The 11,235-nt window shown below is 48.8% G+C and carries 12 protein-coding genes and 1 other annotated feature; of the genes, 1 reads left to right on the top strand and 11 read right to left on the bottom strand.

Features of this window, described 5'->3' with window-relative positions; translation table 11 throughout:
- Positions 1-281: transposase (locus EKM70_RS09025; RefSeq protein ID WP_164506303.1), on the top strand; the 281-nt coding region annotated here is incomplete at its 5' end.
- A 52-nt stretch (positions 282-333) separates the two neighbouring features.
- Here EKM70_RS09025 and mprF read toward each other — a convergent pair.
- The 11 genes from mprF to EKM70_RS08970 all read right to left on the bottom strand — a co-directional run bounded on the left by mprF (position 334) and on the right by EKM70_RS08970 (position 11,228).
- Complete coding sequence (mprF, locus tag EKM70_RS09020) at positions 334-2,943, bottom strand: bifunctional lysylphosphatidylglycerol flippase/synthetase MprF (RefSeq protein ID WP_125547185.1); 2,610 nt, start codon at positions 2,941-2,943, stop codon at positions 334-336.
- A 139-nt stretch (positions 2,944-3,082) separates the two neighbouring features.
- On the bottom strand, positions 3,083-3,676 hold the full coding sequence (locus EKM70_RS09015) for an NADPH-dependent FMN reductase (protein WP_125547183.1): 594 nt from the start codon (positions 3,674-3,676) through the stop codon (positions 3,083-3,085).
- 207 nt (positions 3,677-3,883) lie between these two features.
- A complete protein-coding gene (locus tag EKM70_RS09010) occupies positions 3,884-6,493 on the bottom strand; it encodes a YfhO family protein (RefSeq protein ID WP_225416413.1) in 2,610 nt (869 codons plus the stop codon).
- A gap of 485 nt (positions 6,494-6,978) precedes the next feature.
- Positions 6,979-7,347 (bottom strand): 50S ribosomal protein L7/L12, encoded by a 369-nt coding sequence (rplL, locus tag EKM70_RS09005; RefSeq protein ID WP_057877845.1) that lies wholly within the window; start codon positions 7,345-7,347, stop codon positions 6,979-6,981.
- Positions 7,348-7,395: 48 nt separating this feature from the next.
- Complete coding sequence (gene rplJ, locus EKM70_RS09000) at positions 7,396-7,902, bottom strand: 50S ribosomal protein L10 (RefSeq protein WP_125547179.1); 507 nt, start codon at positions 7,900-7,902, stop codon at positions 7,396-7,398.
- Positions 7,903-7,926: 24 nt separating this feature from the next.
- Positions 7,927-8,051 (bottom strand) — a sequence feature (ribosomal protein L10 leader region).
- A gap of 71 nt (positions 8,052-8,122) precedes the next feature.
- A complete protein-coding gene (gene rplA / locus EKM70_RS08995) occupies positions 8,123-8,821 on the bottom strand; it encodes a 50S ribosomal protein L1 (RefSeq protein ID WP_125547177.1) in 699 nt (232 codons plus the stop codon).
- Positions 8,822-8,919: 98 nt separating this feature from the next.
- A complete protein-coding gene (rplK, locus tag EKM70_RS08990) occupies positions 8,920-9,345 on the bottom strand; it encodes a 50S ribosomal protein L11 (protein WP_020088139.1) in 426 nt (141 codons plus the stop codon).
- A 194-nt stretch (positions 9,346-9,539) separates the two neighbouring features.
- Complete coding sequence (gene nusG, locus EKM70_RS08985; protein ID WP_125547175.1) at positions 9,540-10,091, bottom strand: transcription termination/antitermination protein NusG; 552 nt, start codon at positions 10,089-10,091, stop codon at positions 9,540-9,542.
- 125 nt (positions 10,092-10,216) lie between these two features.
- Positions 10,217-10,393, bottom strand: a complete 177-nt coding sequence (secE, locus tag EKM70_RS08980) for a preprotein translocase subunit SecE (RefSeq protein WP_057877849.1) — start codon at positions 10,391-10,393, stop codon at positions 10,217-10,219.
- A 49-nt stretch (positions 10,394-10,442) separates the two neighbouring features.
- Positions 10,443-10,592: a 50S ribosomal protein L33 gene (gene rpmG / locus EKM70_RS08975; RefSeq protein WP_083488483.1), complete on the bottom strand. Its 150-nt coding sequence runs from the start codon at positions 10,590-10,592 to the stop codon at positions 10,443-10,445.
- A gap of 75 nt (positions 10,593-10,667) precedes the next feature.
- Positions 10,668-11,228, bottom strand: a complete 561-nt coding sequence (locus EKM70_RS08970; protein WP_225416412.1) for a sigma-70 family RNA polymerase sigma factor — start codon at positions 11,226-11,228, stop codon at positions 10,668-10,670.
- Positions 11,229-11,235: the final 7 nt, after the last annotated feature.

The raw sequence follows: 11,235 nt of genomic DNA, 5'->3' as shown, positions 1-11,235 counted from the left end.
CTAAGGAACGCACACAGCTTTCAAAACCAGAAAACAAGGCTATCTATGGGCGTCGAAAGATTGATGTAGAGCCAATTTTTGGCAAGACGAAGGCTTATTTGCATTTCCATCGCTATTCGGTACGCGGCCTAGAAAAGGTCAAAAAAGAAACTGGAATCCTCGTTCTGGCATTGAACATCCTCAAGTTAGTCTCTACTAGAGAAAAATGGATTAAGAATCAAGAGCATAGAAATAAGGCACGAAACCAAAATTCGGTTTCGTGCCTTATTCTTGTTCTATAGAGGTCAGTTATGTCACAGCCTCTTGCTTCTAAAATACAATTAACGGCATCTTTTATTTCTGATTCCAATCAATCTCATCCGTCAACCAACCGCTCATCCAACGCGGAACCAATTTGGTTGTCGCGGCAGTTGCCCGGTGATTGATGGCCAAGACCAACTGGAGCATGGTGAAGATCAGTGAGGCACGCCGCCGATACGCCAGATATTTCGGTTGCCAAGTCGCCACATACTTCTCCTTGTAGGCCCGCAAGCCTTGGAAACTGTAGATGCTGGACCCATATTCGTAAATCAGATGGGCCATCCGTTCCTCAATGAAACTGAATTCGGACAAACCCACGTTGGACAGTGGGGCCATTCCCAGGTTGAAGGTCTGATAGCCTTCCTCGCGACACAAGTCGAAAAGAAAGACGAACAGCCCATCCATGATGCCCGAGGGTGCATGGGGACTCTCACGCATCAGATCGATAGATGTCATCACGTGTTCACCGGTTGGCATGAGGTTGGCAAAGGCTTGAATTTCACCCGTCGCATCTCGCATAACGGCTACCGGAGATTCATCTAAATACTGGCGGTCGAAGAACCCCATGGAAAAGCCCTTCTCTGTAGCATCCCCCAGCCAAGCATCGGAAATGGTCTTGAGCTTTTGATAGTTCTCATCACTCAACGGTGGCTGTAGGAGCTCACAGGTATAGCCTTCCCGGTGGAATTTATTCACCACCGACCGTTCACCACGGTGAGCCTTACCCGCCAGGTTGAAGGTCGCGAGATCGACGTGACCTTCCTCTCCGACCTTGATGAAGTCAAATCCCATCTCGTGAAGCCGCAGCGTGAGCTTTTCCGTGATCTCGTAGAACACCGGTCGCAACCCGGCCTGATCCGCATCATGCATGAATGCCTGGAGCGCCGGCCCAATGAGCGCCTGATTTCCGATAGGTTCTCCCATCACCAAGAGCTTGTCGGCGCTTTGCCGGAATAGGAGGAAGAGCTGATCCTCGCCAGCCTCTTGATAGTAATAAACTTGTTTATCCTTCAGAAAGGCAAGGTGGCTGATTTCATTGCCCCCGAATCGTTTGATGATCCCCCGGATTCGGTCGCCATCAAAGGGCGTATGAAGCCATTCTGGCTCTGGTTTAGCTAAATACCGGTAAATACCCCCGAGAATCAATAAGGCCACTAGCAGGCCTCCCAGGCCATTTAACCAGACCTGAGTCGAAGGAAAGAGCCACGTCTTGGGAATCCAAGAATGATGATGCTGAACCCTAAAGGTCGAAATACCTAGAATCGTATAAACCACGAAGGTGCCGACAAAGATGGTTCCATCAACCAGTAAGCCCCCCCAAGAATAGTGGAAGCCCTGACGATAGAGTTCTGGACGGGCCAAGATAAGGCAGAGTAAAACCAGTCCCAATAAGACGGCCAAACCACCTGGAAAGTTTTCGCGCCAGAGCGTATTACCAATGGCGATGACCAGCACCACCATCGTCGGCCAGTAGGCTAATTTGACTCGAGCTCCGACACCCCGGGCCAATCCGATGAGCAGGAAGGCCATGATGATGTTGGAGACCTGGTCTAAGAAGTAAAACATGTAGGGCACTAAGCGAATATAGAACGTATTCATTAAGACGACATCCGGAATCGTTGCGTACAACAACATCATAATTCCGGAGAAGTACATGAAGACCGTCACGAAGAGATGCGCACCTCGGCGAATCACGGCAACCGGTAACCCATTAAGAAAGGTATTGATCCGCCGTCCAGCATCGTGGATGAACAGTCCTACCCCTAAACCAAACGGTAAGAAATAATAGAATAACCGATAGAGAATTAGCCAGCCCGCGGCATCCGCACGACCGACCCCTAACAAACCCAATCCCAGAATCATGAAGACGTCAAACGATCCCAGTCCACCGGGAATCATCGAAACTACCCCGGCGACCGAGGCCACTACAAACATTGGGAAGACGGCCATCAGTGGAATTGGCATGTGTAACGCCCAGCCAATGGCCAGAAAGAAAGCCGCACAGCTTCCCCATTCCAATGTCGATCCGCCAATCAGCTTGAGTTCGCGAGACCACGTCAGATCCTTGAAGAAATCATTATCGCTTAAGCGCGTAAATAGAAAAAGTCCAGGGAAGTACAGTCCCCCACCCAACAACCAGATCCAGTAGCCACGGAAGGGCTGACCAACGTCAAAGCCAAAGAGGCAAATCAACGCGATCCAACAGGCCAAGGACAAGCCAGAGAGAAGGAATAGGACAATCTTAGAGATGGCATAAAGAACTTGTTTTTTGGATGCCGAGCGGGAATAGAAGTTAGCCCGCAGACTGGCACCGAGGATGCCCCCCATCCCCATCAGGTTTGTGAAGGTGTTGGTCACCCAACCACTGCGGATGATATAGCCCGCGGAAAATTCACCGGGCAAGAATTCAACGATCGTGAAGTCATAGACCAGCATGGGTAACACCGCAATGAAGCCACCCACCATTAAAAGCCCCAGTGTCCCCCAACTCAGTGAAGCCAACTCACTTTGAACCTGATCACCACTGATCTCGTGACCCACACGGCCGACCTCACGAATAATGAATAACAGGATCGAGAAGAAGAAGATCCCCTTGATCCACGTTAAGCGCTTCTGTATAAAACCCCAGACTCTTTTCCCCATTATGATTTCCCCCCTGTAGTCCTTTATTATCGCAATCGTTTCCCCAAAAACCAATCAAGTGGCTATCTGATTATCCCCGTTAAGTCACCTGACTAACCTTGCGTCCCCACGCTAAGGTTAAAGCTTTATCGTTATTTCACTATTCTGGCCGATACGGATTATCCCGCATCACCCGGGCGTAATGGCTGATTTCAGCGAATGCCGCTTGCAGCCGGTGGGCAAAGTGATCGCTGTTTTCCGCCGACGACACTAGCTCGCCGCGATCTGTGAAGTTAGCCTCAGCATTCCACAGCAAGACCGATGTCGGTAACACCATCATCTTTAGCATTTGTAAAACGCCAACCATTGAGGCCGCCGCCAGGACACCACCATCACTATACTTGGAGTACGTGACAATCTGGACGGGTTTGTGGTCCGTCTCAGGGCCGACAAAGTCCAGGGCATTCTTCAAGACCCCCGTCATGGCATGGTCATATTCTGGGCTGAGAATGACGAACCCATCCTGTGCCCGTAACGTAGTCAACCAGCGCTGTTCAGCTGCATCAAGTCCCTGCAAGGGTTCAGATAAGGGCGTCTCTGGATGATCGTAAAATGGCAACGGAAAGTCCTTCAAGTTGATCCAAGTAAAGGTTACATCTGGGACCGTGATCTGTTGCTGAAGATAAGTAAAGATCCGACTCCCTAGTGAATTAGTCCGCGTCGTTCCGAGAATAACCCCAATTTTAACTGACATGTGATGACCTCCTATATTAATTATGAAGATGAGGTGCTGACGACCAGCCCCTTGTTTGTCCAGATTACCATAGCTGATACACTTAAAACTACCGAAGCAGAATTTTTTACAAATCTGTTAACAAAGATATCCCGTCAGATCAAAAAAGTGGCACCGCCAGTTAACTGACAGTACCACTCACCCGTCGAAAAAACCGACTGGTTCGATCTATTTTTTAAAATGTCCATTCTTCATTGATGCCCGGTCGTCGCGCCACCGCCAAATGATGGTCATGCCAGAGAAGGCCACGATCCCAATGACACTGAGCAAGATGCCGGCCCGACCACCAGGAACCCGGTAAGTCAGTCGAATATCGTTATTCCCGGCCTTAATTGGCAAGGCCGTCATTCCGTGCAACATCCGCTTTGGCGTCACTGGCCGCCCATTGACCTGAGCGTGCCAGCCACCGTCATTGGGCAGACTCACATACAGCCAGCGCTTCTTAGCGGTTCCAGTAACATTCCCCGTCAGTTCGGTCCGCCAATGACTGTCGGTGATGTGCAGGTTCAGCGCATGCTTCTTAACCGTTTTGACCACCTGTTTAAACTTGGGTTGACGTAGCGTCTTGAGCTCCAAGCCCAGATCGGCTCCCCGATCGTAGGCACTGAAACGAATCCGAATTCGTTGACCCGGTTTAAAGGTCCCCAGGTTAATCAATGTCGTATGTTGATTCATGTTTATCTCTGGACCCACAGGGATGTGGTTGACCAACATCGTCGAATACTTAATGCTACCATTGGGTGCCCACAAATACATTGGTCCCGCCGTTTTAGCAGTGACGTACATCGTGTGTTGGTAGGCATAACCCGTTGGTTGTCCCGCCCAGTAAGGCGAATGTTCAACCTGATCAACCATATTGGTTGCCGATGACCAGTAAGCCGTCTTGCTTGGCTTCAAGGCCTGGAGAATCTTTTCTTGGTTCCCGAAGGCATCGAATCTCAATTTCGTATGCGTCAAGGTCTTAGGTACGGCAAAGCCCATGCCCACATAACCAGAATTAGACGTCGTCGTTGCACCAATCGTGGCTAGTTCGACCGAGGTCTTCACCCCAAATAACATGTCCGTGACTGGCGTGAGACCACCACTACTGATCCGACGAGGGTTATCACTCCCCAGACCCAAGCGGTGCATCGTCTTTCGTGTCCGGTCATTGATAGTGGAGTTATACCCCGATACCCCATAAAAATCAAACAACAAGCTGTCGTTATAACTCTTATAGGAAGACTCAAAGGCGCGTTTGATGATACTATTCTCATTATCCACCCGATAGAGTTGTCCAGCGGGTGCCTGAACACTTGCCATCTGCTGCTTTTCCAACATGTAATTACGTGTGTAGACATCGTGATGACCAAATTCACTGGTACTCATCGCCAAGATAAAGTTTCCGGCAACCTCGGTTGTCACGATAGCCCCCAGCAACCACTTGCGCCACAGATGCCGTGTCCCAAAGATAACGGCCGCCGTCATGAAGAGGTAAAAGATTCCTAAAAACAAACTCGTCCAGTGAACGCGAGAAATATCGGTATAATAGTGCACCATTCGTGACGAGTGCCCCGTCACCAGGCGCAGCATGACTGGAATCAACAGTGACCCCACGACGGCTAATATCGATAGCCCCGCCGGTAATAGCCACTTAAATTTAGTCGCAATCGCTCGCGGCTCAGCCTGCCAAGCCGCAAAGGCCAAGATAACCATCACAAAACTAAAGAAAAACACGTTCCGGAATGGGAACCCTGCTGGGGCTGCCATCAAGTGCCAGAAAGTATTAAACAGCCGAATCCACAGCCCAAGGAACAGCACCGTTAGGAATCCGGCTCCCGCCCACTTCTTACGACGAGAGATCGCTGGGTGAACCCAGTAAACCAGAACCAGAAGCACGATCGCACTAGACACAAAGAGTGTCGGGGCATGGTCTAGGCGTTGGCTGTTATTGGTCCCTCCGACCACGAACTGACCGAAGGCTTCCAGACCAAACGTTGGCTCAACCTTGTAATTGGCCGCATAGGGGGCGCCCTTAGCTGTTTGAAGCATTCCGAGCCCGGTTGGAATCAGGACAATCGCTGCGCTGATCCCACTAAGAATCGCCGTCACGACGAATCGTCTGATTGGTTGCCACCAGGTCTTGAGGCCCTCTGGCCGGTCAATCACCAATAGATAGACAAAATAGCAAACACTGAAGATGCAGGTCATATAGCCCATGTAATAGTTAACCAGCATGCTGACCAATAACCACCAGAAAAAGGCAGCTGGTCGTAGCTTCCGAACCAGTTGGTCCAGGCCAAAGGCGACGAGTGGCAGGACGATTAAGGCGTCCAACCACATCAGGTCAAAATAGTTCACCGCAACGAAGCCGCAGAAGGCAAAGGCCACCCCGAAGAGCAGGCTCATCCGAGCAGTTGTCGCAAAGTGGCGTTGTAAATACCAGGTCATTGAAGCCGCAATGCTGGCGATTTTGGCCATGATGATGATGGTCACTGCTACCGGAACATTCTCCGGGCTAAATAGCAGCACCATGAGATTATAGGGACTCATGAGATAGTAGGTCAACGTTGGTGCCAAGTTGCTACCCATCACATGGGTAAACGAAAACATTCGGAAATCCAGCGTGCGTAAGGCATGTTGAAAGTCCGTTAACATGGGCACATACTGGGTCCCCATGTCACTAAAAATCAAGCTTCGATTACCAAAGGGCGTGATCTTCCAATAACCAAACACGCCCACAACTAAAATAAAGGCTAGACAGAACGCAAGAATTACGTTCTGCCACCTACGATTCAAATGAAACCTTGCCAATCTTATTTCCCCCGCTCCTATATGCCATGCTCTCTCAATCTTGGTCTAATCCCACAAAACTAGCGCTTCTCGCCAGCTGAGTGATCAGGTTTAAATTGTCCCCGATTAAATCTGTCAACTTGTTTAGACCCTTGGGCTGTCCTTAAGTTCACCATAATCAGCCAATTCAGGCAACTCCCCGTCACCCGACGGCGAAATTTGGATACCAAAAGTCCGTATTATATTTATAATAAGCGACTGCACCGAGAAAAACTAGCCTTTGGCAGAAACACCACCGTTTCTTAATAAAACGATTCAACTTGCAGTGTCCCCCGTTCCGATGGTTACCGTCAATCACGCTAACTCAGTTAGGCAACCAACTTAATGGCTAATTTATTTCGGTGTTTAAAAATTAAACCACATGACCGAAAAACAGGTACAAAAAAACGCCACCCAAGGATGGCGTTTTCGATTTTAGTAAGTGAAGGTGACTACTTAAGAGTAACCACACCACCAACGGCTTCAAGCTTTTCCTTGATGTCGTTAGCTTCGTCTTCAGAAACGCCTTCCTTGATGACAGATGGTACGTTGTCAACGAGGCCCTTAGCGTCCTTCAAGCCTAAACCAGTGATTTCACGGACAGCCTTGATGGCCTTAACCTTGGCGTCACCAGATTCAGTTAATTCAACGTCGAATGAGTCCTTGGCTGCGGCAGCATCGCCACCAGCAGCACCGGCTGCAGCAACTGGTGCAGCAGCAGAAACGCCGAATTCGTCTTCAATTGCCTTAACTAAGTCGCTAAGGTCAGTAATGGATGCTTCTTTAAGGGAAGCAATGATAGCATCTTTATCAAAAGCCATGTTATTTTCCTCCAATAGTTGGGTTTTAGTTTTATGTTTCTTGGGTACTTAGGCTGCGTCGCCTTCGTCACCCTTGTCAACGATAGCCTTAATTGCGTAGGCCACGTTCCGTACAGGTGCTTGAAGTTCACTAGCAAGCATGGAGAGCAGGTCTTCACGGCTAGGTAAGGTAGCGTAAACGTTGATTTCATCGACAGAGGCAATCTTGCCTTCGATGTAACCACCCTTAATCGTAAGGGCGTCGACGCTATCTGCAAACTTCTTCAAAACTTTAGCAGGGGCAATTGCATCCTCGTTAGAGAAAGCAACGGCAGTTGGGCCAGCAAAGATGTCATTTAAGTCACCGTAACCAGCTTTTTCAGCAGCCCGAACCAAAATCTTGTTCTTGATGACGTTCATTTGAACGCCAGCATCACGTAATTCCTTACGTAATTCAGTAGCTTGTTCAACCGTTAAACCACGGTAATCAACAACTACAGCGCTGGTGGCGTTGTTGAATTTTTCAACAACCTCATCGACGATTTTTGCTTTGACAGCAATAGCTTGTTCACTCACATTGTTCACCTCCCAGAGTAGTTTGGTGGGATAAAAAAATCCCTATGCCACCAAGACATAAGGAGTCAAAAGTTTAAGTAAACTTCTGCCTCGGCAGGAAATTAAGGCCAGTAGGCCACCTGAGTCTTAGGTAGATCTATTAAATACAACTTCAATAGTATACAATACTTGGCAAAACCTGTCAATGTATTGTTAGGGATTTTTTTAGTCTCAATAAAACTTAGGCAATCATAGATGCCAAGTCAACGTTAACACTAGGGCCAAACGTTGAAGAAATTGAAACGTGTTGAACGTAAGTGCCACGAACAGCGGCAGGACGTGCACGAACAATTAATTCAGCGATAGCCTTTAAGTTACCAGCTAACTTGTCAGCATCGAATGAAACCTTACCGAATGCAACGGCAACGTTACCATCGCGGTCAGTCCGGTAGGTAACTTGACCATTCTTAGCATCGGAAACGGCCTTTTCGACGTTCATCGTAACCGTACCCGTCTTAGGGTTAGGCATTAAGCCCTTAGGTCCTAAGACCCGGCCTAAACGACCAACTTGGGCCATCATGTCTGGCGTTGCAATGGCAACGTCAAAGTCTAACCAGCCGTCTTGGATACGTTCAACTAAGTCTTGTTCACCAACGACGTCAGCACCAGCTGCTTCAGCAGCCTTAGCTTGGTCACCCTTGGCAAATACAACAACAGTTGTGTCCTTACCAGTACCGTTAGGTAATACTAAGGCACCACGGAGTTGTTGGTCCGCTTGCTTGGTGTCAACGTTAAGCTTGAAAGCAACCTCTACGGATGCATCAAACTTAGCGAAGTCCATCTTCTTTACTAATGCCACGGCGTCGTCCATGCTGTAAACCTTGTCGGCTTCAACCAGCTTGGCAGCGTCCTGGTACTTTTTACCTCTTTTGTTAGCCATTTTTGTGTATTCCTCCTTGCAAATGTGGTTGTAACGGATAAACCTCCCACTTGACACATTTCATTTTCGTGAAGTGTCCGACTATCCGAAAACTGAGCTTAACCTTCGACCGTGAAGCCCATGCTCCGGGCAGTACCTTCAATCATGCGCATAGCTGCTTCAACATCAGCTGCGTTTAGATCTTGCATTTTAGTTTCAGCGATTTGCTTAACTTGATCCTTGGTTACCGTAGCAACCTTTTTCGTGTTAGGTTCGCCAGAACCACTTTCAACACCAGCAGCCTTCTTCAACAGCGTTGCTGCTGGAGGAGTCTTAGTGATGAAATCAAAGGAACGATCTTCATAGACACTGATCACAACAGGAATGATCATACCAGCTTGGTCAGCGGTACGAGCGTTGAATTCCTTAGTGAAGCCCATGATGTTGATACCTGCTTGACCTAAAGCTGGTCCAACTGGGGGAGCTGGGGTTGCTTTACCCGCAGGAATCTGTAATTTAACGACATTAGCTACTTTTTTAGCCACGAGACAATACCTCCTTGAGTCCGTGTGTGGTAAGTGGGGCTGTTAGTTTGCCCCTCCCACGTTGACTGTATGCTCTAACGCATACTAGAGAATCATACCACACTTTACTAACCACAACAAGTTCATTTTAAACTATCGCTGAGATGACCGTGCCACCTAACTATAGCCGGTTATCGACAACCGCTGACGCTTGCCTACCCTAAGATTGGGTCGACTTGATCAAAGTTTAATTCGGTACTGGTTTCGCGACCGAACATGTCGATGTTCACCTTGAGCTTCATCTTTTCGTTGTCAACTTCGGTAATCTTACCGACCAAGCCACTGAAGGCCCCGTCGACAATTGTCACTGAATCACCAGGAGCTACATCCAGATCGGCATGACGTGCAGACATCCCCACACGACGCAAGATCCGTTCAACTTCATCTGGTAACAGTGGCGTTGGCTTACTACCTTGACCGTGAGAGCCTAAGAATCCGGTAACCCCAGGGGTGTTCCGAACCACGTACCAAGCCTGATCACTCATGACCATTTCCAACAAGACGTAGCCAGGGAAAGTCTTTTCCATTGAGACCTTATCCTTACCATTCTTGACTTCGTGGGTTTCTTCTTCTGGGACAACAACCCGGAAGATGTTGTCCTGCATGCCCATTGATTCTGACCGGGATTCCAAGTTTGCCATAACCTTGTTTTCGTATCCGGCGTACGTATGCAAGACGTACCATTGCTTTTCCGCTGACTCAACCATGTTTGGTGCAACTCCTTTAAATAATTGACTTTTTCGAGCAAAATAAAAAAACTCCGCGCAAGTCGAAGTTCCTGTTACCTACCAATATAGCATATTTAACCGTGTTTGACCACTGACAATTCCACTTAGGAGAGGAACTTCAGTCCGTACTGAACGACCCAGTCAACGACAGCGAAGAAAATGGAGAAGAGAATGGAAATCCCCACAACGGTCCCCGTGTCGTGCCGTGTTTGCTTAACACCTGGCCAAGAAACCTGCTTCATTTCTTGCCCTACTGACTTGAAAAATCGGAATAAACGCATGCTGTTGCCTCCTAAAATGTCCTATGTTCGTTGGAATTGTTAGTCTAAATTAACGGGTCTCACGATGTAACGTGTACTTCCCACAATATTTACAGAACTTCTTAACCTCAAGTCGTTCCGTGCGGGTTGCGCTTGCTGTGATGGTGTAATTCCGTGACCCACAAACTGAGCAGGCCAAAGCAATCTTCTTCTGAGCCATCTTGCCACCACCTTTAATTAAATCATGTTCAAACTCATACTGCATTAGATTACCATCAATTACCAGTCCCGTCAATCATTCGGCTAACAACTCCCGTAGCTTCACCTGACAGCGATGGACCGCCGCGGTCACCTGCTGCCGGTTCATCTGCTCCAAGTCGCCAATGTCAGCCGGCGTCGCCCCGCGCATTAACCCGGCAAAGACGGCCTTTTCAACCCGTGAGAGCCGTCCCGGAAATACCCTGAGGGCCTCTTTAATTTCGAGTTGTTCGCGCACGGCCAACCGGTGATCTGGAACGGTATCTGCGAGATACTCACGGTGATCTTCCAAGGACACCTCCGGCCCCACCGCCTGTCGTTTCTGCGCTTGGCTTTGGCGAATCAAGTCAAAGACCCGATGACTCAAAATTAAGCGGTAGAACGCCCCAAAGTTAGGTGACCGACGGGGCGAAAAGGTCGTGGTCGCCCGACAAAAGACTAACAAGGCTTCCTGTTCCCAATCCTCACTGTCGTGCCCCGGAATGTAGTATTGCTGCTGTAGGTGTAACAGAATCGGCCGGTACCGCTCAAACAAGACCATCAGTGCCGGTGAATCCAAGCTTTGGCGAATCAAGGTTAGTAGTGCCCAATCAGTCATTTGTCCC

Origin of the sequence: Levilactobacillus lindianensis (assembly GCF_003946095.1) — a bacterium.
GTDB classification, from domain to species: domain Bacteria; phylum Bacillota; class Bacilli; order Lactobacillales; family Lactobacillaceae; genus Levilactobacillus; species Levilactobacillus lindianensis.
The sequence above is the reverse complement of the archived record's forward strand: the minus strand, read 5'-3'. Positions and strand labels throughout refer to the sequence as shown.